Origin of the sequence: Pseudoxanthomonas sacheonensis (genome assembly GCF_031455975.1) — a bacterium.
Taxonomy (GTDB): domain Bacteria; phylum Pseudomonadota; class Gammaproteobacteria; order Xanthomonadales; family Xanthomonadaceae; genus Pseudoxanthomonas_A; species Pseudoxanthomonas_A sacheonensis_A.
Genome location: NZ_JAVDTT010000003.1, coordinates 396,499 through 420,219, shown reverse-complemented (window position 1 = coordinate 420,219; position 23,721 = coordinate 396,499). Strand labels below are relative to the sequence as shown.

The 23,721-nt window shown below is 63.3% G+C and carries 24 protein-coding genes; 12 read left to right on the top strand and 12 right to left on the bottom strand.

All coding sequences use genetic code 11. The features are described from left to right. The first annotated feature begins 84 nt into the window (after positions 1-84). Both gltX and J2W94_RS14210 read left to right on the top strand, forming a co-directional pair. Positions 85-1,491 carry a glutamate--tRNA ligase gene (gltX, locus tag J2W94_RS14215; RefSeq protein ID WP_310094700.1) on the top strand — a complete coding sequence of 469 codons (1,407 nt, stop codon included), beginning with the start codon at positions 85-87 and terminating at the stop codon, positions 1,489-1,491. Between the two features lie 11 nt (positions 1,492-1,502). Beyond that, positions 1,503-1,988, top strand: a complete 486-nt coding sequence (locus tag J2W94_RS14210) for a Fur family transcriptional regulator (RefSeq protein ID WP_310094698.1) — start codon at positions 1,503-1,505, stop codon at positions 1,986-1,988. A 16-nt stretch (positions 1,989-2,004) separates the two neighbouring features. On the opposite strand, the gene J2W94_RS14205 is transcribed toward J2W94_RS14210, so the two are convergent. From J2W94_RS14205 to J2W94_RS14195, 3 genes are all read right to left on the bottom strand, one after another. Next, the gene (locus J2W94_RS14205; RefSeq protein WP_310094695.1) at positions 2,005-3,255 is read right to left on the bottom strand and encodes an MFS transporter; all 1,251 of its coding nucleotides are present in this window, start codon (positions 3,253-3,255) and stop codon (positions 2,005-2,007) included. Beyond that, positions 3,252-3,698: a MarR family winged helix-turn-helix transcriptional regulator gene (locus tag J2W94_RS14200; RefSeq protein ID WP_310094692.1), complete on the bottom strand. Its 447-nt coding sequence runs from the start codon at positions 3,696-3,698 to the stop codon at positions 3,252-3,254. The genes J2W94_RS14205 and J2W94_RS14200 overlap by 4 nt, the downstream gene beginning before the upstream one ends. Positions 3,699-3,810: 112 nt before the next feature. After that, the gene (locus tag J2W94_RS14195; protein ID WP_310094690.1) at positions 3,811-5,898 is read right to left on the bottom strand and encodes a TonB-dependent receptor; all 2,088 of its coding nucleotides are present in this window, start codon (positions 5,896-5,898) and stop codon (positions 3,811-3,813) included. 85 nt (positions 5,899-5,983) lie between these two features. Between J2W94_RS14195 and J2W94_RS14190 the strand changes: the two genes are divergently transcribed. Further along, positions 5,984-6,397: a MerC domain-containing protein gene (locus J2W94_RS14190; RefSeq protein WP_310094688.1), complete on the top strand. Its 414-nt coding sequence runs from the start codon at positions 5,984-5,986 to the stop codon at positions 6,395-6,397. A gap of 63 nt (positions 6,398-6,460) precedes the next feature. After that, positions 6,461-6,646, top strand: a complete 186-nt coding sequence (locus J2W94_RS14185) for a 30S ribosomal protein THX (protein ID WP_310094686.1) — start codon at positions 6,461-6,463, stop codon at positions 6,644-6,646. A 74-nt stretch (positions 6,647-6,720) separates the two neighbouring features. Here J2W94_RS14185 and hutI read toward each other — a convergent pair whose 3' ends face one another. Together hutI and J2W94_RS14175 are read right to left on the bottom strand one after the other, a co-directional pair. Further along, a complete protein-coding gene (gene hutI / locus J2W94_RS14180) occupies positions 6,721-8,001 on the bottom strand; it encodes an imidazolonepropionase (RefSeq protein ID WP_310094683.1) in 1,281 nt (426 codons plus the stop codon). Next, a complete protein-coding gene (locus J2W94_RS14175) occupies positions 7,961-8,140 on the bottom strand; it encodes a hypothetical protein (RefSeq protein ID WP_310094681.1) in 180 nt (59 codons plus the stop codon). Before J2W94_RS14175 ends, hutI begins: the two co-directional genes overlap by 41 nt. 67 nt (positions 8,141-8,207) lie before the next feature. On the opposite strand from J2W94_RS14175, the gene J2W94_RS14170 reads away from it, so the two are divergent. Further along, positions 8,208-9,482, top strand: a complete 1,275-nt coding sequence (locus J2W94_RS14170) for a formimidoylglutamate deiminase (protein ID WP_310094679.1) — start codon at positions 8,208-8,210, stop codon at positions 9,480-9,482. A 294-nt stretch (positions 9,483-9,776) separates the two neighbouring features. On the opposite strand, the gene J2W94_RS14165 is transcribed toward J2W94_RS14170, so the two are convergent. The 3 genes from J2W94_RS14165 to J2W94_RS14155 form a co-directional block, all read right to left on the bottom strand. Continuing rightward, positions 9,777-10,295 carry a methylated-DNA--[protein]-cysteine S-methyltransferase gene (locus J2W94_RS14165; RefSeq protein WP_430540622.1) on the bottom strand — a complete coding sequence of 173 codons (519 nt, stop codon included), beginning with the start codon at positions 10,293-10,295 and terminating at the stop codon, positions 9,777-9,779. A 105-nt stretch (positions 10,296-10,400) separates the two neighbouring features. Beyond that, positions 10,401-11,945 carry a DNA-3-methyladenine glycosylase 2 family protein gene (locus tag J2W94_RS14160; RefSeq protein WP_310094673.1) on the bottom strand — a complete coding sequence of 515 codons (1,545 nt, stop codon included), beginning with the start codon at positions 11,943-11,945 and terminating at the stop codon, positions 10,401-10,403. 120 nt (positions 11,946-12,065) lie between these two features. Next, positions 12,066-13,337: an ectonucleotide pyrophosphatase/phosphodiesterase gene (locus J2W94_RS14155; protein WP_310094670.1), complete on the bottom strand. Its 1,272-nt coding sequence runs from the start codon at positions 13,335-13,337 to the stop codon at positions 12,066-12,068. Positions 13,338-13,393: 56 nt separating this feature from the next. Between J2W94_RS14155 and J2W94_RS14150 the strand changes: the two genes are divergently transcribed. Both J2W94_RS14150 and J2W94_RS14145 read left to right on the top strand, forming a co-directional pair. Then, on the top strand, positions 13,394-13,921 hold the full coding sequence (locus J2W94_RS14150; protein ID WP_310094667.1) for a YybH family protein: 528 nt from the start codon (positions 13,394-13,396) through the stop codon (positions 13,919-13,921). Between the two features lie 116 nt (positions 13,922-14,037). Next, on the top strand, positions 14,038-14,376 hold the full coding sequence (locus tag J2W94_RS14145) for a hypothetical protein (protein WP_310094664.1): 339 nt from the start codon (positions 14,038-14,040) through the stop codon (positions 14,374-14,376). A gap of 55 nt (positions 14,377-14,431) precedes the next feature. Here the strand turns inward: J2W94_RS14145 and J2W94_RS14140 are convergent, their stop codons facing one another. Continuing rightward, positions 14,432-15,169, bottom strand: coding sequence for a ThuA domain-containing protein (locus J2W94_RS14140; protein WP_310094661.1), 738 nt, complete (start codon positions 15,167-15,169; stop codon positions 14,432-14,434). Between the two features lie 148 nt (positions 15,170-15,317). On the opposite strand from J2W94_RS14140, the gene hutU reads away from it, so the two are divergent. The 4 genes from hutU to J2W94_RS14120 all read left to right on the top strand — a co-directional run bounded on the left by hutU (position 15,318) and on the right by J2W94_RS14120 (position 19,881). Next, positions 15,318-16,985 (top strand): urocanate hydratase, encoded by a 1,668-nt coding sequence (gene hutU / locus J2W94_RS14135; RefSeq protein ID WP_310094657.1) that lies wholly within the window; start codon positions 15,318-15,320, stop codon positions 16,983-16,985. 38 nt (positions 16,986-17,023) lie between these two features. Next, positions 17,024-18,325, top strand: a complete 1,302-nt coding sequence (locus J2W94_RS14130; protein ID WP_310094655.1) for an AAA family ATPase — start codon at positions 17,024-17,026, stop codon at positions 18,323-18,325. Next, entirely contained in the window at positions 18,322-18,936 is a 615-nt protein-coding gene (locus J2W94_RS14125; protein ID WP_310094652.1) for a hypothetical protein, read from the top strand. Before J2W94_RS14130 ends, J2W94_RS14125 begins: the two co-directional genes overlap by 4 nt. 573 nt (positions 18,937-19,509) lie before the next feature. Next, positions 19,510-19,881, top strand: a complete 372-nt coding sequence (locus tag J2W94_RS14120; protein ID WP_310094649.1) for a hypothetical protein — start codon at positions 19,510-19,512, stop codon at positions 19,879-19,881. Positions 19,882-20,174: 293 nt separating this feature from the next. On the opposite strand, the gene J2W94_RS14115 is transcribed toward J2W94_RS14120, so the two are convergent. Both J2W94_RS14115 and J2W94_RS14110 read right to left on the bottom strand, forming a co-directional pair. After that, complete coding sequence (locus J2W94_RS14115) at positions 20,175-20,630, bottom strand: hypothetical protein (protein WP_310094647.1); 456 nt, start codon at positions 20,628-20,630, stop codon at positions 20,175-20,177. A 74-nt stretch (positions 20,631-20,704) separates the two neighbouring features. Next, positions 20,705-21,370 carry a hypothetical protein gene (locus J2W94_RS14110; protein WP_310094644.1) on the bottom strand — a complete coding sequence of 222 codons (666 nt, stop codon included), beginning with the start codon at positions 21,368-21,370 and terminating at the stop codon, positions 20,705-20,707. Between the two features lie 337 nt (positions 21,371-21,707). Here J2W94_RS14110 and J2W94_RS14105 point away from each other — a divergent pair, with 337 nt between their 5' ends. Then, positions 21,708-22,499: an FKBP-type peptidyl-prolyl cis-trans isomerase gene (locus tag J2W94_RS14105; RefSeq protein WP_310094641.1), complete on the top strand. Its 792-nt coding sequence runs from the start codon at positions 21,708-21,710 to the stop codon at positions 22,497-22,499. A gap of 110 nt (positions 22,500-22,609) precedes the next feature. On the opposite strand, the gene J2W94_RS14100 is transcribed toward J2W94_RS14105, so the two are convergent. Then, positions 22,610-23,455: a hypothetical protein gene (locus tag J2W94_RS14100; protein WP_310094637.1), complete on the bottom strand. Its 846-nt coding sequence runs from the start codon at positions 23,453-23,455 to the stop codon at positions 22,610-22,612. Between the last annotated feature and the right edge of the window lie 266 nt (positions 23,456-23,721).

Below are 23,721 nucleotides of genomic sequence, written 5' to 3'. Positions count from 1 at the left end.
AAGTTTAAGGCCTCGCCTCGAAGGGGAAGGAGAAAACCCGCCCACTCCGGTAAAATCGAGCGATTCCGCATCATTGGCTTCCTCATGACCTGCCGTACCCGTTTCGCTCCCAGTCCCACCGGTTACCTGCACATCGGCGGCGCGCGTACCGCGCTGTACTGCTGGCTGGAGGCGCGCCACCGCGGCGGCGACTTCATCCTGCGCATCGAGGACACCGACCGCGAGCGCAGCACCCAGGGCGCCATCGACGCGATCCTGGAGGCGATGGAATGGCTGGGCCTGGATTACGACGAAGGCCCGATTTACCAGACCCAGCGCCTGGATCGTTATCGCGAAGTGGCCGAGCAGCTGGTCGCCGACGGCAAGGCCTACTACGCCTACGAAACCAAGGAGGAACTGGAGGCGATCCGCAATGCCGCCCAGGCCGCCGGCGACAAGCCGCGCTACGACGGCCGCGCACGCGAGCTGAACCTGCCGCATCGCGACGACCCTAACCGCGTGATTCGTTTCAAGAACCCCCAGACCGGCAGCGTGGTGTTCGAGGACCGGATCAAAGGCCGCATCGAGATCAGCAACAGCGAGCTCGACGATCTGGTCATCTTCCGATCCGACGGCTATCCCACCTACAACTTCGCGGTGGTCGTCGACGATATCGACATGCGCATCACCGACGTGATCCGTGGCGACGACCACATCAACAACACGCCGCGCCAGATCAATATCTACGAAGCGCTGGGCGTGCCGGTGCCGCTGTTCTCGCACATGCCGATGATCCTGGACCCGGAGGGCGCCAAGCTCTCCAAGCGCACCGGCGCGGCGGACGTGATGCAGTACAAGGACGCCGGCTACCTGCCGCATGCGCTGATCAACTATCTGGCGCGGTTGGGCTGGTCGCATGGCGACCAGGAACTGTTCAGTCGCGAGGAGCTGATCCAGCTGTTTTCGGTGGAAGACGTCAATTCCAAGGCCGCGCGCCTGGACATGGACAAGCTGGGCTGGGTGAACCAGCACTACCTCAAGAGCGACGAGCCGGCCACCATCGCGCCGCAGCTGGAGTACCAGTTGCGCAAGCTGGAGTTGGATCCGTTCCATGGCCCCGCGCCGATCGATGTCGTCGTCGCTCTGCGCGATCGCGTGCACACGCTGAAGGAAATGGCCGAGCGCGCCGCGGTCTGGTACCAGCCGCTGGAGGTCTACGACGAAGCCGCCGTCGCCAAGCACCTGAATCCCGCTGCCGCTGCGCCGCTCAACGCCGCCCGCGATCATCTGGCCAATGCGGTGGAATGGACGCTGGAGTCGGTGTCCGCCGCTCTTCACGACACCGCCGCGGCATTGGGCCTGGGCATGGGCAAGGTGGCGCAGCCGCTGCGCGTGGCCATCACCGGGACCCAGGTCAGCCCCGATATTTCGCAGACCGTGTACCTGGCCGGACGCGAGCAGGCCTTGAAACGCATCGACGCAGCACTCATCAAGATACCTGCGGACGCATAATCCTCCCTGCCATGGCCCAGAAGCACTCCTGCACCGATCCCAAGCACCACGTCGACGACGCCCATGGCTTCGTCGCGGCGGTGGAGCGCGCGTGCCAGGAACGCGGCCTGCGCCTGACCCCGATCCGCTCACGGGTGCTTTCGCTGATCGCCGATGCCGGCAAGCCGGTCAAGGCCTACGAACTGCTGGAGCTGGTGCGCGAAAAGAAAGGCGTCGGCGCCGATGCGCCGCCCACCGTCTACCGCGCGCTGGATTTCCTGATGGCCAACGGTTTCGTGCACAAGCTGGAATCGGTGAATGCGTTCGTGGCCTGCCACCATCCCAACAGCGACCAGCATTCGGTGCCGTTCCTGATCTGCGATCGCTGCCACAGCGCGGTGGAACTGGAGGATCGCGAAGTGGTCACGCAACTGGAAGCCCGGGCCAAGGCGCTGGGATTCCAGCCGCAGGCGCAAACCCTGGAAGTGCACGGCCTGTGCGCGCGCTGCGCCGCCTGAAAGCTCCTACACGCTCCTACGCCATCGCCGCAGCTTGCAGGCGCGGCGATTTCTCCCGGATCGGCAGGTTCGCCACCGCCGCCAACAAAGCCAGCGCTATATCCGCGTACCACATCCACGTGTAGTCGCCGAACTTCTCCATCGCCACGCCGCCCAGCCACGCGCCGAAGAATCCGCCGATCTGGTGCGACAGCAGGGTCAAGCCGAACAGCGTGCCCAGATAGCGCGGACCGAACAATTTCCCGATCAGTCCCGCCGTCGGCGGAACCGTCGCCAGCCAGGTGAAGCCCAACGCCGCGGCGAAGATGTAGAACGTCATCGGCGTGGGCGGCGACAGCAGATAAATCACGATCATCGCCGCGCGGCTGGCGTACATCGCGGCCAGCACTATTTTCATCCGGTAGCGCTGGCCCAGCGCGCCAGCGGCCAGGCTGCCCAATACGTTGAACAGGCCGATGAGCGCGATCGAAGCGCCGGCGACTCCCGGCTTCAAACCGCATAGCGCGATCTCGCCGGGCAGGTGCGTGACCAGGAAAGCGATGTGGAAACCGCAAGTGAAGAAGCCCAGGTGCAGCAGCCAGTAACTGCGGTCGCGCAAGGAGATGCGCAGTTGTTCGCGGAGAGTAATTTCCGCCGGCGGTGCCGCGACTGCGCCCGCATCGCCCGAAGCTGCGGGCGCAGGCTTGCGCCGTAGGGGCCAGGCCAGCGGCAGGGTCAGCAGGGAAGCGGCCGCAAGTCCGAACATCGCCACGCCCCAACCCGCCGCACTGATCGCCAATTGCACCAGGGGCGCGAACACGAACTGGCCCAGCGATCCTCCGGCATTGATGAAGCCGGCCGCGAACGAACGCTTCTCCGGCGCCAGCCGCGAAGCGGTGGCGCCGATCAGGATGGAGAAACTGCCGGCGCCCGCGCCTGCCGCGGTCAGCAGCCCCAGCGTGAACATCAGCCCCCATTGCGAGGACATGAACGGCGTTAACGCCATACCCAGGGCAAGCAGAATGCCGCCAGCGACCAGGATGCGGGTCGAACCCTGCTTGTCGGCGATGGCGCCGAACACCGGCTGCACCGCACCCCAGACGAACTGCCCGATCGCCAACGCGAAGCTGATCGCGGCGATGCCTACGCCGGTGGATTGATGGATCGGCTGCACGAACAGGCCGGTGGTCTGGCGCGCGCCCATGGTGATCATCAGCATGGCCGCCGCGGTCAGCAGCAGTCCCCAGTGCATCGTCGGTGCGGCGCGTGTAATCGGTCGGGCGCTCATGCGGCGATCCCGGGCGACTGGCGCAGCGCGTTGTCCAGAAGATCCAGATCCTTGCGCAGACGATCGGTCCTGGCGACGCCATAAAGCGCTTCGATGCGTTGCTGCGCGCGCAGCCAGTGCGGCTTCGCGCTGGCGATGCGCCTGCGTCCGTTGGCGGCGATCGAAATCAGCCGCTGCCGCGCGTCTTCGCCGCGCGACTCCTTCAGCCAGCCCGCTTCCAGCAGCGGCTTCAGGTTGCGGGTCAGCGTGGTGCGTTCCATGCCCAGCGAATCGGCCAGCTCGCCCAACAGGCAATGGCCGCCGCGTTCGGCATGGCGCAGGATGGAGTATTCGTTGAGGCTGAGACCGACCGCCGCGAGCTCATGATCGTATATCTGCGAAACCTGGCGCGCGGCGCGACGCAGGCGGAAACAGGTGCACACGCTATCGGAAGGAGAGGGCATTCGGGTACGCCTACACCGGGGTTTCCGCCATTTGAGTGCATATGCACATGTTGTGTCAACAGAAAGGCGGCTGCCCGTACGGACAGCCGCCTTGCCGGTCACACCTTCGTTATCAGAAGAACAGCCGAATGCCGGTCGAGAAGTTCCGATCGGGCAGCACCACCGAATCCTTCAGGAAGGAAGTGTGCACGCGCGCGGTCTGGCCGGTCAGGTTGCTGCCGTCCAGGAACAGTTCCCATGCGGTGTTGCCTTGGTCGTGGTGGTAGGCCACATGCGCATCGACCAGCGTATAGCCCGCGGTCGGGGTTTCGTTCACCGCCACCTTGTCCTGCTTGTCGTAGCGCACCGCGCCCAGCGAAGCGCGCCAGCCTTCCCGTTCCCAACGCAGCTGCGTGCCGAATCGCGAAGGCGCGATGCGCGGCAGATTGCCGCCCGCCGCCAGCGTGCCGCGCACGGTGTCGCCGTAGACGCGCAGGTCCCAGGCGCCGTTGTCGTTGTTGGCCAGGTGGAAAGTGGCCTCGCCCTCGAAGCCGCGGAAGCGCGCATCGGCCTGGCTCCATTGGCGGATCGGCAGCAATTCGCCTTCCTCGAATTCGACCTGCTCGCCGGTATCGACCAGATAGATGAAATCGTCGAAACGGTTGTAGTAGACCGAGGCCTTGGCATCCATGAAGTCGGACTGGTACTGGAGGCCGAACTCCAACTGGTTGGCCTTTTCCTTGCCCAGATCGGCGTTGCCGATCTCGTAGGCCAGCGTCGCCAGATGCGGACCGTTGGCGAACAACTCTTCTTCCGCCGGTGCGCGCTCCGCATGGTCGAGGTTGGCCGTCAGCCGCCATTGATCGTTGAGCCGCCAGCCGCCGGCCAGGGACAGACTGAGCGGCTTGAAATCGCGCGCCGCGGCGTTCACCGGATCCGCTTCCACCTTGTCGATGCGCGCGCCCAGGTCCAACTGGAAGTCGTTCCAATTCCTGCGCGCAACGCCGAAGACGCCGAAGGAACGGGTCTGGGTTTCGGGAACGAACGACTCCTCGCCGATCGCCGCGAAAGTGGAGTCGCTGCCTTGCACGCCCACGGCGCCCTTCCACGCCGAAGCGCCTCCGAACGCCGCTTCCACGCGGCCTTCATCGGCCTTCTTGGTGAAGGTGGTGCCGACTTCGTCGCCTTCGAACTCGATATGGTTGTAGTCGGTGTGGCCGAAGCTGTAACGCAGGCTGCTGCCTTCGCCCCAGGGATCGGTCAGTCCGCCTTTCAGGTCGTAGCGGTCCTGGCGCAGCTTCAGCCAGACGCCGCGCTCGCCCGCGGCCAGATCGCCGGGTTCGCCGGGATTGCCGTAGTCGTCCTCGAAGCGCGAAGCCGATACGCCGACGAAACCCCAGTCGCCCAGCAACGAGCCGCCGACCGCGCCGGTCTTGGTGTCGATGAAGGTATTGGCCTGTTTGCCGTCCGGCGTGTCGTAGTCCTTGTTGTTGCGGTACACGGCGTCCGCGTGCAGGGCGAAGCGGTCGTTGCCGCCGTCGACGCGGACTAGGTCGGTGTTGCCCTCATTGACGCTGTCGAAGCGCACTTCCGCGCGGCCGCTGAAACCGCCTTCGATGGCCGCTTCCGGGATGCGCCCGTCGACCACGTTGACGATGCCGCCGATGGCGCCGCTGCCGTAGAGCAGGGTGGAGGGGCCTTTCAACACCTCGATCTGGTCGGCCAGGAAGGCTTCGACCGCCGGCGAGTGATCCTGGCTGACGGTGGACACATCCTGGCTGGACAGGCCGTTGCTCAGCACCGCCACGCGTGGGCCATCCAGGCCGCGCAGGATCGGGCGGCCGACGCCGGGACCGAAGTTGGAACTCTGCACGCCCGGCAGGCTGGAAATGGTTTCGCCCAGGCTGGCGGCGCGGTTTTCGTCCAGGCGCTCGCCGGTCAGCACTTCGGCGGGCTTGCTCAAGGCGTCGGCGGAATCACGCAAAGGGCTGGCGGTGACGACCACGTCGTCGAGGTCCTTGATATGGCGGTCGTCGGGGTCGCCCTCGGCGTGCCGGGGGTCCGTGGGCGGTGGCGCATCGGCTGAGGCGGCGTTCGCGCCCGCGTCGTCGGTGGGGGCGGGGGCGGCCCAGGCAAGTGCTGGGAAAAGGGCCAGCGCCAGAGCGATGGCAAGCCGGTGGCGGGAACATGCGGGGAAGGGCGCGGCAGGGCTGGGGGGCATCGGAACGTCCAAGGGGGTGGGAGGGGCTTGACGAATGTTATAATATACCAACATTGGAAAGACACCCCTCCCGAAAGTCATACTCATGCACATGGATTCCCGCTTCCGCAGCCTGCTCGACCGTTTCGGCGCCACCGGTTCGATGATTTGCGCCGTGCATTGCGCGCTGACGCCGGTGCTGCTCGCGGCGATTCCGTCGCTGGGCCTTTCGGCTTGGCTGGGAGACGGTTTCGAGCGCGGTTTCGTGGTGTTCGTGACCGTGGTGGGGCTGTTCAGCCTGCTGTGGGGCTATCGCCGCCATCGCGCTTTCCGGGCCCTGACCTTGTTGCTGATCGGTCTGGCGGTGCTGTGGGCCGGCGTTTATTACCCGCCGCTGCATCATCCGGTGGTGATACACGCGATTGTGATGACCCTGGGCGGGACCCTGGTGGGGCTGGCCCACATCGTCAATTTGCGCCTGAATCACTGGCACATACACGATGCCAGCTGCGCGCACTGAGGCCCGCGTGATAGGCTTTGCGGCCTCGCGCGCAAGGCGCTACAGCTAAATCAGGAGCAAACCATGGGCAAAGGTGATCGCAGGACCGCCAAAGGCAAGCGCAGCATCGCTAGCTACGGCAACGCACGCACGCACGTTTCGAAGGTCGCCGTCGGCCCGGCCGCGCCTGTCGCAAAGAAGACCGTGACCAAGACGGCGGCGCCGGCGAAGAAAGCCGTGGCCAAGAAGACGGTAGCCAAAGCCGGCTGATCGGTTCCTCCGATCATGCGCAAAACGCGACGCCCGGCGTCGCGTTTTTGTTTGTGGAATCAGAACAGCTCAGATCAGACCAGGCGCTCGCCGCTCGAGTAGGAGGCAAGCAAGGGATCGCCGCCCAGCCAGTAGCCGAGTTCGGCGGGCTGTCGGATGTTCCAGTGCGCGAAGTCGGCACGCATGCCTACCCGCAGCGCCCCACGATCCGACAATCCCAGCGCGCGCGCCGCATTGTGCGTGGCACCACGCAGGGCTTCTTCCGGCGTCAGCCGGAAATGCGTGCAGGCCAGCGACATCGCCAGCCGCAGCGACTGCAATGGCGAAGTGCCGGGATTGCAGTCGGTCGCCACGGCCATGGGTACGCCGTGCTGGCGGAAGGCATCGAGCGGCGGCAGCACGGTCTCGCGTAGGCAATGGAAGGCGCCCGGCAGCAGCACCGCAACGGTGCCGGCTTGAGCCATCGCCCGCACACCTGCTTCCGAGGTGTGCTCGACGTGGTCGGCCGAAAGCCCACCGAATTCGGCGACCAACGCCGCGCCTTCGCCATCGCTCAACTGGTCGGCATGCAGCTTGACCGGCAAGCCCAGTGCTCGCGTCGCTTCGAACACGCGTCGCGTCTGCTCCAGGGTGAAACCGATGCGCTCGCAGAACGCGTCCACCGCGTCCACCAGTCCCTCGCCATGCAGGCGGGGCAGCCACTCGCAGACCGAATCGATGTAGGCGTCCGCACGCCCAGCGAACTCCGGCGGCAGCGCGTGCGCGCCCAGGAACGTAGTGCGCACCGAGATCCCCAGCTCGTCGCCGATGCGCCGCGCCACCCGCAACATCTTGCGTTCGTTGTCGAAGTCCAGGCCGTAGCCGGACTTGATCTCCAGCGTGGTCACGCCGTCGTCGCGCAATGCGCGCGCGCGCGGCAGCGATTGCACGAACAGTTCCTCCTCGCTCGCCTCCCGCGTGGCGCGCACGCTGGAAACGATGCCGCCGCCGCTGCGTGCGATTTCCTCGTAGCTCACGCCGCGCAGGCGCTGCTCGAACTCGCCCGCGCGGTCGCCCGCGAACACCGCATGCGTATGGCAGTCGATCAGGCCGGGGGTGATGCAGCCCTTGGCCTGGATGACCTGGCGCGCCAGTTGTTCCGGCAAAGCCGGCAGGCCGGAAACGGGTCCGACGAACTGCAGCACGCCATCGCGCCAGCCCAACGCCCCTTGCTCGATCAAACCGTAGCCCGAGTCATCGGTCAGGGTGACCAGATTCGCGCCCAGGATTAATCCGTCCCAGCGAGGTCCGTCCCAGCGCGTTGCCTCATTGCTTTCAGTCGCCACCGCCACCACCGTCTCCGCAACTTCCGCCATCGCTGCTGCCGCAATTGCTGTCCGTGTCGCTACCACTACCGGAATCCGGGGTATTGCGTTCCTGTTCGCGTCGCCGATACCGCGCCAACAGCAGGATCAACGGTAAGAAAACCACCAAGGCCAGCAGCAATAGCTTCATGGGCGTGTCAGGGAAGCGGCGACGCGTTAGCCTAGCGCAATCCGTCCCCATGCAATCGGAACCCTGCATGCAAGCCGCGCTCTCCGCCAACGTCGGCCCCGCCGCCGCCGAGCTTTTGTCCACGACCGCGCGGGGCGACTGGCGCATTCCCGGCATCGCCAACCTGCATTCGCACGCTTTCCAGCGCGCGATGGCGGGCCTGGCCGAACGCCAGACGCATCCCGAAGACAGTTTCTGGACCTGGCGCGAAACCATGTACCGCTTCGCTGCGCGCATGGATCCGGACAGTACGTATGCGGTGGCCACGCAGCTGTACGTGGAAATGCTGGAAGCCGGCTATACCAGCGTCTGCGAATTCCACTATCTGCACCACGCCCCCGATGGCCGGCCCTACGACGACCCGGCGGCGATGTCGCACGCGCTGATCGCCGCCGCGCGCGACACCGGCATCAGGATGACCCTGCTGCCGGTGCTGTACATGACCGGCGGTTTCGATGGTCGCGCCTTGTCCGTGCGCCAGCAGCGCTTCGGCCACGATGCGGAAAGCTTTCTGCGCCTGTTGCAGATCCTGCGCGCCGAGGAAAACGATCTGCTGCGGATCGGCTGCGCGTTCCACAGTTTGCGCGCGGTGCCCGAGGCGGCCATGCACGAAGTGCTGGCTGCCTTGCCGCCGGAGTCGCCGCTGCACATCCACATCGCCGAACAGGTCGGCGAAGTACAAGATTGCCTTGCGCTGCGCGGCGCGCGCCCGGTGGAATGGCTGCAGCAGAACGTCGAGGTCGATTCGCGCTGGACGCTGGTGCATGCCACCCATCTGACGGCGGTGGAAACCAAGCAGCTCGCGGCCAGCGGCGCCACCGTGGCGATCTGCCCGACCACCGAGGCCAACCTGGGCGATGGCCTGTTCCCGCTGCGCGCCTATCTGGATGCGGGCGGCGCCTGGGGCATCGGTTCCGACTCGCACATCTCGGTATCGCCGGTGGAAGAACTGCGCTGGCTGGAATACGGCCAACGCCTGGTCACGCGCCATCGCAACATCGCAGTGGGCGCGGACTCCAGCAGCGTCGGCGAAACGCTGTTGCGCGGGGCGCTGGCCAGCACCCGACAGGCGACGGGCCAGGACGCGGCGGACGATTTCGTCGTGCTCGATGCCGACGCGCCGATCTTCGCGGGTGCGCATGCGGACGACGCCATCGATCGTTGGATCTTCAGCGGCAATCGTCCTGCGGTGCGCGAGGTGCATGTCGCAGGGCGGCGGCTGGTCGCCGACGGCAGGCATGCCGATCGCGATGTCATCGCGACCCGGTATCGCAAGAATTTGGAGCGGCTATTGACCGGTTAAGGAAGCTCTGAATAAGCAACCCCGTTCGTGGTGAGCTTGTCGAACCACGCTTTTCGAGGGAGAACGATCCGATGCCTGCTGAAATTCCGCGCCAAGAGCGTGGTTCGACAGGCTCACCACGAACGGTTTTATCGACAGGCTCACCACGAACGGTTTTATCGACAGGCTCACCACGAACGGTTTTATCGACAGGCTCGCCACGAACGGTTTTATCGACAGGCTCGCCACGAACGGGTTTCTCGATAGGCGCACCGGCGGAATTCAAGGCCTCTCGATGTCGCTTGGGGCTTCTTCCTAAACCGCTGTTTCTGCGAACAAGTCGTTCGCAGGCGGCAACGCGCCTTCCAGCTCCAGCAGGAACTGCTTGGTCGGCAAACCGCCGCCGAAGCCGGTCAGTGATCCATCGGCGCCGATCACGCGATGGCAGGGCAGCACGATCGGCAAGGGATTGCGGCCGTTGGCCGCGCCCACCGCGCGCATCGCCGTAGGCTTGCCCACGCGTTGCGCCAGCTGCGCATAGCTGATGGTTTCGCCGTAGGGAATCGTCGCCAACGTATGCCAGACCTCGGTCTGGAATGGGGTGCCTTGCGGCGCGAGTGGGAGGTCGAACTGCTTGCGCGTCCCGGAGAAATACTCGTCCAGTTGCGCGCGCGCCATGTCGAGTATCGAATTCTTTCCTTCCACCCATTTTTCCAGGCGCGCCATCGGATGGCGGGGTGAATGGAATTCGATCAGGTGCAAGCCATCGTCGTCCGCGGCTAGCAACAGCGGTTCGACCGGGCTGTCCATGTATTGGTAACGGATCATTTCAATTCTTCAAGAAGGAATAAAGAGAACGCCGTTATTCCCACGAAGGCGGGAACCCAGCGGCTTTGCTTTCTGTTGTTGGCGAATACGGTTTGGCGCGAAGAGCGAAAGTCACTGGGTTCCCGCCTTCGCGGGAATGACGACTTTATTTCTAAGGGATTTCGGCTCTTCGATGGGTGGCTTTGCCACGCCCATCGAATCCTTCCACACCTGTATCACCGCATACGCTCGCCACGGCCGCCACGCCTGCGCGCGCGCGGTCAGCGCCTTGGCAGTCATGCGCGATCCGTCGGTTGGCACCGCCTTCTGCAGGACCAGATCGTCGGCCGGGAACGCATCCGGATGCCCAAGCGCGCGCATGGCGATGTAGTTCGCGGTCCATGGCCCGATCCCGGGCAACGCCACCCAGCGGCCGATGAAATCGTCCAGCATGCGTTCGCCGCGGAAATCCACGCGCCCGTCCAGCACCGCGCGCGCGACCGTGCGTACGGTGTCGGCGCGCGTGCGGGTCAGGCCGATGCGGGTAAGGTCGGCGTCGGCCAGCGCTTCGGGTGTGGGGAAAAGATGGTGCAGCCCGGGCGCGAAACCTTCCGGCAACGCTTCGCCGAATTCCTGCGCCAGTCTTGCCGTGAACGTGCGCGCCGCCGCCACACTGACCTGCTGGCCGATGATGGCGCGCATGGCGATCTCGAAACCGTCCCAACCGCTGGGCAAGCGCAGGCCGGGGCGTTTCTTCAGCAACGGCCGCAGACGCGCATCGTGCGACAGCGCGGCGGCGATGGCGTGCGGATCCGCATCCAGGTCGAACATGCGCCGCAGCCGGTTGACGATGTCCAGCAACCGCGTCGGCGCCACGCCGTGCAGCTCCAGCTTCAGGGCATGCTCGCCGTTGGGCCATGCGCTCACGCGCAACCATCCCGGCGCGCTGGCCGGACCGATCACGCGTGCGTAGCCATGCTCGTCCACCGATTCCACGCCGGGTAGGGCGCGGCCACGCAGGAAATCCAGCATCGCGACGAAGTCGTACGGCGGCCGATAACCCAGCCGCAACACCAGCGTGCCTTCTTGCGAGATCACGGTCTGGCGGCGCAGATCGCGCGGCGCCATCCGGTAGGCTTCCAGGAAGGTAGCGTTGAATCGGCGCAGGCTGCCGAAGCCCGAAGCCAACGCCACTTCGGTGATCGGCAGGCTGGTTTCGGTCAACAGCTGCTTGGCGAATAGCAGCCTGCGCGTGCCATGCACGCCGATCGGGGCGGCGCCCAAACGATCGGTGAACAACCTGCGCAACTGACGCTCGCCCAAGCCGACGCGTTCGGCCAGCGCCGACAGCGGTTGTTCGGCCAGCATGCCCTGATCGATCAGTTTCAACGCGCGCGCCACCGCTTCGTCGCCGCGCCGCCAGGCGCCGTCGCCGGGCGCCAGTTCCGGGCGGCAGCGCAGGCAAGGCCGATAGCCGGCGGCTTCCGCGGCGGCGGCATTGCCGTAGTAGGTGATGTTGACCGGTTTGGGGGAGGGGGCCGGGCACATCGGGCGGCAATAGATGCGGGTGCTTTTCACCGCGATGAAGAACAGTCCGTCGAAACGCGCATCGCGGCTCAGACGCGCCTGTTCGCAGACGCGTGGATCCAGTGCGGTAAAGGCGCCGTTGATTTCCATGCGCACAGGCTAGCACCGGTTCGTAGGCCGGACTCGCCGTTTTCGGACATCGATGCTAAGTGCACGAAACGGATATCAAATCCGTGTGAGGAGCGATTGCCGCGCCGGTATCCAGCGGTCTCATTTGTCCGTCGCTAAACCAGGCAGCAACGGAGCGATATCCCCGTCGTTCTCGCGCGCCGGTATGCCCAGCAATCTGACCATCAGCGGATACACATCCACATTGTCGAAAGCAGCGATCACTATGCCTTTTCGGAACGCCGGTCCGCGCGCAATGAAAGCCGCGCGCATCGAGGGCAGCGCAGGATCGTAGCCATGCGAGCCACGAGTGGCGCCGGGTGGGCGTTTGGCCACGTTGGCCGCAGGGATGGCATCCCAGCCTTCGTCCATCTGGCAGACGATCGGCGGCACGCGCGGATTGCGGCCGTAATGCCAGCGCGCCGGCAGTTCGCCCTTGCGCCAGCATTCGTAATGATCGTGGCGGCCGAGCAGACGCTTCTCCGCCGCTTCCACGCGGCCGGTGCGCGGTGCGATGCCCACCGACTGGCCGATGCTGACGATCGTCGCGTCTTCCATCGGCACCATGTCTTCCACCGCCACGACGTGGCCGGGCAGCACCGCCGCCATGCCGTGGTCGGACACCACGATCACATTCACCCTGTCCAATAGGCGCTTGCGCGCCAGCGCATCGATCAGACGGCCGACGGCGGCATCCGCCTCGCGCACGGCCTCGCGCGTCTGCGGCGCATCGGGACCATGCTCGTGGCCGGCGCCATCCACCATTTCCAGGTACAGCGCGGCGAATCTCGGGCGGGTGGCGGCAGGTTCCTCCAACCAGCGGGCCACCTCATCGGCGCGTCGCGCGGCGGATACGGACTCGTCGTACGGTTTCCAACGCGTGGGGCGTACGCCATCGATCTCCGCCGCGCTGCCGGGCCAGGCCCAGATCGCGGTCGGCAGGCCGGCTTTTTCGGCGCCCACCCAGATCGGTTCGGCCCGCCACCATCGCCCATCGCCGACCGCGGCCAGATCGGCCACACGGAAATCGCCCAGCCCTTCTTCGCGCATGGTGTTGTGGACCACGCCGTGGCGATCGGGACGCAGGCCGGTGACCAGGGTGAAATGGTTGGGGAAGGTCAGGGCCGGGTAGGAAGGATTCATCCATTCGGCGCGTACTCCCTGCCGGGCCAGGCGATCCAGATGCGGGGTGTCGCCCTTGCCCAGGTAGTCGGCGCGCAGGGCATCGATGGAAATCAGCAGCAGGGGTGCCGGCTCTGAACCGGTTTGATCTGAACCGGTTCGACCGGCAGCGGACCGGGCCGGGGTGGTGGAGCAGCCCGCCAACAACAGCAAAGCGGCCAGCCACGCCAGCCTGAAGAATGGCAAGTGCATAGGCGATCGTCGTGAGAATCTATGCGCCAAGCTTGGCAGACTCGGGAGTCTCCCGCATGACACGGTTTCCACGGATTGCCTGCATCGCCGCGCTGATACTCGCTGGTTTGGGAGTAGCGGCCGCGGAACCCGCTTCGGCCGCTGCGGAGTCGGCACGCTGCCAGGTCTGGCAGCGCGAGTTGGGCTTCGCCAAATCGGTCGCCGACCACGATGCGATCGCCTTCGCCGAACACCTGCATCCCCAGGTCGTGTTCGGCATGGAACGCGAGCCCAGCGTCGGCCGCGAGAAGATCGTCGCCGACTGGCAGGGCATCATCGATGGGACCGCGCTCAAGTTGGAGTGGTACCCCGATGCGGTCTCCGTGGGCGGCGACGGGCGCACCGCCTATTCCAGCGGGCCAGCGCTGTATCAGGACCCGAAAACGGGCGCGTTCCGGCATGGGCGCTTCAGGACGGTCTGGCAGGTGGGCGAAGACGGCGTGTGGCGGGTGATCTTCGACGAAGGCAACCGTCCAGAACCTGCGGACGCGGCGGCAGTGCAGGCGTTCCGCGAAGGCAGCGGCAAGGTTTGCGACGCGGTCTGACGCGTTTATGAATGCGGACAGGCAGATTTGCGACTGTTATAGGCCTGCAGGCGTATAACCCAGGTAGATCAACGCATTCGCGTACCCAGCGCGTTCATTGCGCGCAGGAGACTCACATGAAACGCCTCGCTCTTACCGCAGCGCTGCTGGCTCTGGCCTTCGCCGCTTCCGCACAGACCGCTGCGCCCGCGCCCGCAGAACCCGCCGATCCGCAGACGACAGACGCGGCTCCCACCGAAACATCGGCCAAGCAGGACAAGGCCGATGCGAAGAAGAACGAATTGGCGGACCGCAACTGCCTCCAATACACCGGCTCGCGTCTGATCCGCGCCGACAGCAAGGGCCGCAAGTGCGCCAATGCCACCGGCCGCTCTTACAGCAAGGAGGATATCGACCGCACCGGCGCCATCGACTTGCGCGATGCGCTCCGCAAGCTGGACCCGGCAGTGCACTGATCACGATCAGAATAGGGGGAGCGCCCGGCCACGCCGGGCGTTTTGCTTTCGGGGCTCAGCAGTCCGCCGACTTGCGGGTCGCGTAACGCAGGCCGCGTCGCAGTTGCGCTTCGAACTGCGGATCCGCATACAACTTCGCCTCGTGTCCCAGGCCGGTGTACCACGCGCGTCCGCCGTCGTAGCTGTGGCACCAGGCGATGGGATGGTCGGCGCCCATAGTGCCGCCCTGGTAGTCGCGCTCGTCCACCGTGGCGGTCACCTGCACCGCAGTGCGCGGGTTGCTGCGGTAGTTGTAGATCTCGTCGGTCACCGTCCACGCGGCGCCCACCGGAATGCCGTCGTGTTCGAACACCACCCGGGTGGTCTGCAATCCAGGCGGGTGGCCCTTGAACCACGCGCCCACCAGTTCGCCGTACCACGGCCAGTCGTATTCGGTGTCGGCCGCCGCATGCACACCCACGTAGCCGCCGCCGGCGCGCACGAAGCTTTCCATGGCAGCCTGCTGCGCCGCGTCCAGCACGTCGCCGGTGGTGCTGGCGAACACCACGGCGCGGTAGCGCTTGAGGTTCTTCTCGTTGAAATCGGCCGCGTCTTCGGTGTGGTCTACCTTCAGGCCTTCCTGCGCGCCCAGCCGTTGCAGCGCAGCAACCGCGGTGGGAATGGAGTCGTGCCGAAAGCCGGCGGTCTTGGTGAAGACCAGCACGCGCGGCGGTGCGGCGCTGTGGGCATAGCCGCACAGCAACAGCGCGGAAAGCAGCAGTACTTGCAGCAAACGAGTCGATAGTGGGCGCATGCCCCGATTCTGCCACGGCACACGTCATTTCTGTGGGAGCGCCGTCCCGGCGCGAGCTTTTGCCTTGCCATGCCGGGGAGAGCTCGCGCCGGGACGGCGCTCCCACCGATCACCGATAATGGGGTTACATCTGAAACTGGATTCCCACATGTCCGATCCACGTCACGACCCCTCCCGCGTCATCCGTGCCCCACGGGGCCCTCGGCTCACCTGCAAGTCCTGGCTCAGCGAGGCGCCGTACCGGATGCTGCAGAACAACCTGGATGCGGAAGTGGCCGAGGATCCGACCTCGCTGGTGGTCTACGGCGGCATCGGCCGCGCCGCGCGCGACTGGGCCTGCTACGACGCGATCCTGGAATCGCTGCGCAATCTGGAAGACAACGAGACCCTGCTGGTGCAGTCCGGCAAACCGGTCGGGGTGTTCCCCACCCACAGCGATGCGCCGCGCGTGCTGATCGCCAATTCCAATCTGGTCCCGCACTGGGCCACCTGGGAGCATTTCAACGAACTCGATAAGAAGGGTTTGATGATGTACGGGCAGATGACCGCCGGCAGCTGGATATACATCGGCAGCCAGGGCATCGTGCAGGGCACTTACGAGACCTTCGTGGAAATGGGCCGCCAGCATTACAACGGCGACTTGAAAGGGAAGTGGATCCTCACCGCCGGCCTGGGCGGCATGGGCGGCGCGCAGCCGCTGGCGGCCACGCTGGCCGGCGCCTGCAGCCTGAACATCGAATGCCAGCAGAAGAGCATCGATATGCGTTTGCGCACGCGCTACGTGGACGAGCAGGCCACCGACCTGGACGACGCGCTGGCGCGCATCCGCGCGTACACGGCGGCGGGCGAAGCCAAGTCCATCGCGCTGTTGGGCAATGCGGCGGAAATCCTGCCGCAGTTGGTGCGCATGGGCGTGCGTCCGAATGCGGTCACCGATCAGACCAGCGCGCACGATCCGGTGCACGGTTATCTGCCCATCGACTGGAAGGTGGAGCACTGGCTGCTGGAGCAGAAGACCAATCCGGACAAGGTGCGCGATGCGGCCAAGAAGTCGATGCGCGTGCACGTGGAGGCGATGCTGGAATTCGAGAAGCAGGGCATTCCGGTGTTCGATTACGGCAACAACATCCGGCAGATGGCCTTCGACGAGGGCTGCAAGAACGCGTTCGATTTCCCGGGGTTCGTGCCGGCCTATGTGCGGCCGCTGTTCTGCCGGGGCGTGGGTCCGTTCCGCTGGGTGGCGTTGAGCGGGGATCCGGAAGATATCTACAAGACCGATGCGAAGGTGAAGGAGTTGATCCCGGACGACGAGCATCTGCATCGCTGGCTGGATATGGCGCGGGAGCGGATCAGTTTCCAGGGTCTGCCGGCGCGCATCTGCTGGGTGGGTCTGGGCCTACGCGACAAGCTGGGGCTGGCGTTCAACGAGATGGTGCGCAACGGGGAGTTGAAGGCGCCGGTGGTGATCGGGCGGGATCATCTGGATTCGGGCAGTGTGGCTTCGCCGAACCGGGAGACGGAGGCGATGAAGGACGGCAGCGATGCGGTCAGCGATTGGCCGTTGTTGAATGCGATGTTGAACGTGGCCGGCGGGGCGACGTGGGTGTCGCTGCATCACGGGGGCGGGGTGGGGATGGGTTATTCGCAGCACTCGGGGGTGGTGATCGTGTGCGATGGCACTGCTGAGGCGGACAAGCGGATTGCGCGGGTGTTGTGGAACGATCCGGGCACCGGGGTGATGCGGCATGCGGATGCGGGGTATGAGATTGCGAAGCAGTGTGCGCGGGAGATGGGGTTGAAGTTGCCGATGGCATAAGATGTACCTGACAGCCCGATCCGAACTGGTCAACCAAAATGAATCCAGCCGAAAAAAGTCGTCTTAACTATGTTCAGATGGAAAGATTCAAAGGCTTTGAGCAAGCCAGGGCTGATCTTGGTGACTTCACAGTTATCGTGGGAACAAATGCTGCAGGTAAGAGCAACCTAAGAGACGCGTTGAGGTTCCTCCATGGTTTATCTAGGGGCTACACCCTTCTAGAAACAATCGGTGAGAAATGGATTGAAGGTGGAGTGCTGCAATGGAAAGGGCTGCGTGGGGGAATTAAGGAGGTTGTTTTTTCTGGCGCGAACACATTTGCTTTGGAGGCAGGATTTCGAATAGATGACGCAACAAAGAAGCGTGCCGCGACATACAGAATAGAAGTCCGGGTAGAAGATAGTGGTCGCGTATTTGTAGATCGAGAGAAACTTGTTGTTGATGGCAGAGGCGAGTTTATTTTTGACTCCCATCCAGATAGCAATCCGCCGTCGCAGCCAACAGATCCGCATCATTTCAGTGTTCGCTTGAAAAAAACCCCTCGAGCGGGTTTTGTCGGGAAAACCCTCTCATTGCTTTCTGATCGACCTGCATTGACACAATTGGCAGAGAGTAATCAGGAGGTCCCTCGCGACGTCCGCACATTTTGTCGCGAAGTGGTCGATGCGTTGGCCTCTATGAGGTTTCTTGATTTGTCTCCCGATCAAATGCGTTTCCCATCGGTTAAGGGTCAAAAAATCCTGGGAGATCGCGGCGAGAATTTATCATCTGTTCTTGAGCTCATATGCCAAGAAGAGAGTAGTAAATCAGCACTCATTAAGTGGATACGAGAACTTACACCGTTGGATGTCGTGGATTTCGAGTTTCCATCTGATCAGACAGGAAAAATACTTGTGCAGCTGAAAGAAGCCAATGGTCGACTTACGTCTGCCTATAGCGCTTCTGACGGTACGCTAAGATTCTTGGCAATGGTTGGCGCTTTCCTGGGCGCCGAACCTGCTCGGTTTTATTTCTTTGAAGAGTTGGAGACTGGCTTGCATCCGACGAGACTGCATCTTCTCCTGCAGCTCATAGAGCGGCAATCAAGAAGTGGTTTGTCGCAGGTCGTGGCTACTACTCACTCGCCACAACTTTTAGCGTTCTTGGAAAAGCAAACGCTCAACGCAACTCTAGTGGCATATCGAGCAGAGAACACGTCAGATCAGAGGCTTATTAGGTTGGTAGACTTGCCGGATGCTCACGAAGTGCTTGAAACTCAGAATATTTCTAGGCTTCATGCCGCCGGTTGGTTGGAGGATGCAGTTAGTTTCGCGATCACGGCAACGGACTGCGATAAATGAATGTTTTGATAATTCCGGAAGATTTTAGGAATGATCAGTACATCCTCAGGCCGTTGATTAGATCAGTTCTTGCTAGCGCGGGAAAACCAAACGCAAATGTTCGTGTGTTGACTGACCCATTAGTTGGCGGTGTAGATAAGGCACTTGATCTTGCGTTCTTGCAGAACGAAGTGCTTCCTTTGTACAGGCAGGTCGACCTCTTCCTGCTTATAGTAGATAGGGACGGTCAAGCTAATCGGAGGGCTGCGCTCCTGAATTTGGAGCGACAGCTATGCTTCTTTCTTGGGGCTGATAGATGTTTGTTAGCCGAGGCGGCCATAGAGGAGATTGAAGTTTGGGCTCTGGCTGCCGAGCCGTTGCCATGGGCTTGGGCAGATGTGCGCAGTGAGAACCATCCAAAGGAAACGTACTTTGAGCCCTTCGCTAAGAGCCAGCGTATCGATGAAGAGCCTGGTGGTGGACGTGACACTTTAGGTAAGAAGGCTGCCTCAAACTTGAGGCGAGTACGGCAGTTATGTCCAGAGCTTAATTCGCTCGCTATTAGGGTTGAGAATTTTTGTGATGGACAGGGCTGCGTCAATGGCCCGTATCAAATACCACCGGTCCCGTAGGTTGGACATCATGCGATAGGTTTGAGCTGTCATATGTGCTAATCGTATTGATTGCCTGTTTCAGCAATGCCCTAAAGAAGCATTGGATCGAGCACAGCCAGGCTGTGCACCTCCAGCGCCAACGAAGACCGACAGTGCCACAGCCAACCCTGCCGCGAGATTGAGCTTGAAGTTTGATTTCTTCATAGTCACCTCCTTGGAGTGATGCTCTGTAGTTGAAGTACGGTTTTGGTTGTTAGTGGGATTCTCACCCAGCAGTCGGACGGTTTTCTCAGTCTGGTGAATCTGTTCATATAACAGGCTGATAGAACTATCGGTCTTCTCGCTCCAATGCTTCCTCGTGGGGCGAGTGTAACCCACGTCTTGGCTTTAAGTGACACAGGTCCCGAGGGTTGGGCATCGTGCGGCGGGCTTGAGCCCGCCCTATGTACTATTGAAACGTAACCCATTTCCATAGACATCAACGCCTCTTTTCTCGTTCATTCAAAACCCATAGTCATGAGTGCGAGCGATATGTTGCAAGCAGAGCAGAATGTTTGATCTAACTACATCAATCCGACTGAGGAAAGGATCATGGAAAATATCTCACCTGCGGTACTGTTGGAGCAGTGTCTGAACAACGTATGGAATGAGAAGGACGCTGGAACGCGAGAGTCCTGGTTGAACCGCGTCTACCATGAGCGGGTCAGGCTTTACGAGCCGGACAGAGAGGAGGCGATCGAAGGCATCGGCGCCATCGCAGCCACGGTGACCAAGGTGATGGGTGGTTTCCCAGAGGACTTTCGCTTCGTTGTTCAGGGCAGCCCCTCCGGACACCATGGAATCGGCGTTGCACGCTGGCACGGCGAGTCACAAGGAAAGGTGCTTCTGACCGGATCAGATGCCATCAAGGTAGAAAATGGACTCATCGTTGAGCAGTACATCTTCATTGATCCAGCCCCCTAAGCACTCCGTTGCACTGTGGTGACACGCCTCAAGGCCCCGTAGGTCGGGCATCGTGCGGCGGGCTTGAGCCCGCCCTATGTACGGCTGTGGTGGCATTCATAGGGTGGGCCCGGGCCCACCGCATGCGATGACGGATCAAAGCGGTTTGTGGGTCGCGACTGACTGCCGACCACCTCGTGCTCGTTATTCGACAGTGACGTAGCCTGCGTAGAGCCATAGGCGAACCCCGGGGCTCTTGCTGGCATAGACCCCAAGAACGGCGCGGGGCCGACAGACGTTCGAGGCCGCGGCAACTAGTCCTGTGGAGAGCAAACCAGCTGGACGCCATCTCCGTAGTCGATCGTCGGGGCGAAGGTGCCCGCCGGCACGACACCCTCCTCGTTCGCCAAGTCCACGACCACGCCCTTGCCCGCAGCCCAGCCCACGAACACCGCAACCAGGTGGTCGCGAGCGTCGAAGAGGGTCCGCTGGTACAGGGGCTTGGAGGCCACTGCCTTGAACTCGGGCGCGACAGCGACGCCGTATCTGCCGGGAAGGTCGGGCGGCGTGCCTGGCCTCACCAGCGTGTTGATCTCACCGAGTTCCCCCGCATCGAACAAGCGCTGGACAGTCGCCTTCAACTGCTCGCGATACGCAGTATCGGAGAGCGCTTCACCGGCAGCCGCACAGTCGGGATCTTCCCGCGTACACCCAGCGAGTGCGGCTGTCAGCAAGACTGCGCAGGTCAGGTAGACGATCCGGTTTCGCATGGAGTTCCTCGCAAGTTGGGTAAGAACCGATGGGGCAGGTCATGACACGAGATCATGGTGCTAGAAGAGTTCGGCTAGGGTCGCGGTGGCGGTGAGGTGCTTTCTTCAGCGTTAGCCTGCTCAGCGGACAGCGCCCGCAGGCGTTGGACGCGGATCCGCGTGCCGCCCACGTACGTGACGTTGAAATAGGTGCCATCGTGGCGCTGCGATTTCACAAGGATCGGATCCGCCGACTTGGCCGCTTCCAGGCGCGCCACGTTGAATGCTGTCAGCGTCCCATTCGGTTCCAGCACCAGAGGCGGACTTTCGAGCGCAAACGAGCTGTAGTGCGTGCCGCAGCCCTCGCACGGCGGTGAGATGAAGCCCGGCAGTCGCTTGAGCCACAGGAAGTATTTGTTCTCGCGCTTGATCCAGATTTGATCGGGTTTGTTGTTGACCGAGGTCGAACCCTCCACGCTCCAGACCCGCACCAGCTTGGCTACCCTGCAATCGGTCGAAGCGCATTCCTGCAGGACCAGATATTCGTCGTCGTTGAGATGCATGGGCTGGACGGTGAGGATGTCGCCCGCGATCAGCGGTTCCGCAGCGAATACGACGTAAGGCATGCGCGGATCGACCTTGAAGTCGCCGGAGCGCAGATAGCCGCCGCTGACCTTGCTAGCGGGCGGGGCAGTGACGGTGATGCGCGGCAATACGGTCTGCGCCGCAGCGGGCACGCCGTACAAGACAAAGCAGGCCACAAGCCAAGCGTGTGGGATTGCAAGCCTCCGGGGAGCCGGTAGGGCATGGACGCCGGCGCGGGTGGAAATAGTGCGAAGGTCGCAATGCTGCATGGCATCTCCATAGCCCCAAGGTCAGTGTAGCGACGGTGCAGACGGCATGTCGAACGACGCAGTCGAGGAGGGGTATTGGCCTCCAACGTGCGTAAGGCGGGGTGGCGGATGCCGTCATGGGAGCAGTTCCGTAGGTCGGGCATCATGCGGCGGGCTTGAGCCCGCCCTATGGGGCCTGCCACAGTTAGCCGGTGTTGGCTTTATTAGTCCACTATGCATCCCCCGCCAATTCCCGGAGTTTTTGATGAAGCTATCGCGCCCCCTGACCCTCACCGTGGCCGCGGCCTCGTGCGCCCTGGTGCTCGCCGCCTGCAACCCGCCCCAGAAGGGCGCCGCAGGTACCGACGCCGAAACCGCCGCCAAGACGGACGCGGCCGGCAAGATCCCCGGACTGGCGACCGACAAGGAGCAGGTCAGCTACATGATCGGCATGGACATCGGCAAATCGCTCAAGCCCATGAAGGACGAAGTGGACTTGAAGACCCTCAACCGCGCGATCGAAGACGTGGTCAAGGACAAGAAGCTGCTGTTGAATGACGAGCAGGTAGCGAAGGTCATGCAGACCTTCTCGGAGAAGATGCAGGCCAAGCAAAAGGAAGAGATGGCCAAGAAGCAGGCCGAGATGGCGGTGCAGGGCAAGAAGAACCTGGAACTGGAAAAAACCTTCCTGACCGCCAACGGCAAGAAGCCCGGCGTGGTCACCACCGCCTCCGGCCTGCAGTACCAGATCATCACGCAGGGCACGGGTCCCAAGCCGAAAACGACGGACCGCGTGAGCGTCCACTACGCTGGCGCGTTGCTCGATGGCACCGAGTTCGACAGCTCGTACAAGCGCAACGAACCCGCCCAGTTCGTGCTGGGTTCGGTGGTGCCGGGTTGGAGCGAGGCGCTGCAGCTGATGCCCGTGGGCAGCAAGTACAAGCTGTGGATCCCGGCCAAGCTGGGCTACGGCGAAACAGGCACGCCGGGCGGCCCGATCCCGCCGAACAGCACCCTGGTGTTCGAGATCGAACTGCTGCAGATCGCCAAGCCGTAAGTCGGTTCGGCCCCGGGCAGGCGACTCGCCCCCGGGGCTTTTGATCCGTGTACTAGCGGCCGCTTTCGACCAAACCGGACAGTCGCCCGCTTCGCTAATTCAAATCAGCACTAATTCAAATCGTCGTCGAGCGTGAAGCCACGCTGCGCAGGATCCCAGCGGATAAACACGCGCTCGCCCTTTGGCAGGGGCTCTTCGTCGGACGGGTCGCAGTCGCCGCTGCACAGCCCCATCATCAGCTCGGCCTCGCACTCCCACTCGCCAGGCTTGGCGCTGGGAAGCCGCCGGCAGGATTCCTTGCGTGCATCGAATACCTTGGCGTGAAGGACCGCCGACTGCCCGGTGGCAGTCATGGTCACGGGAAGACCACCGGCTTGTTCAAGCCGCTCGTACCTCTCAATGGCGATGCGGCGCACGTCCGCGGCGGACGGCTCATCGTCAGGCACGGGCCCTTCCGCGACCGGCGCTTTGCCAGCCGCGGCCGCGGCCGTCACTATCGGTGTTGGCGACTGGGCGGAGTCGATGGTCGCAAAGCTACGCCCGCCGAGCTGCGACTGCAGGGCTGCCGCCCACTGCATCTCGAAACCGTCGGGCGCCTTGACCAGCAGCCAGCCTTCGGAACTGCGACCTTCCAGCGTCAGCCCATAGCGCTCGATGAGCGTCAGGGCGTCGTCTACATTGTCATCATCCGGCTGGACCACGACGCGTCCGGGCAGGAAGGTGCCAGGCGGGTCCATCGTGTTTTCCCGTTTGAACTCGGTGCCCTCGACGACAAGGGTAGTGCCGTCATAGTTCACGTACTCGTTTCCCTTCGGACCGCTACCGCAACCCGTCAGCAGTGCGAAGCACAGGATCCAGCCCACCACTCGCCCGGCACAGGCTGCCCGCTGTACGAAATGCATCGGTGTTTTTTCCTTGGCGCCGTCGTGACGCCGTCCCCGCAGGTAGCTTGCCATGAGGGGGAGGGCCCTTGGCAAGCACCTTAGGTCGGGCCTCGTGCGGCGGGCTTGAGCCCGCCCTATCGGTGAGTTCATAGGGTGGGCCTGGGGCCACCGCATGCGACGACGGATCCAGGCAGTCTGTGGGTTCCAAAAGTGAGTCTTGATCCGGTGGCGGATGGAGTACGATTTATTCGCCACGTCCTAGGGGAACAATAGGGGTGGCAACAGAATTGGGGATTAGATAGCCCAAGCGTATCGATGGGTTTATTTCGAATAGGGAA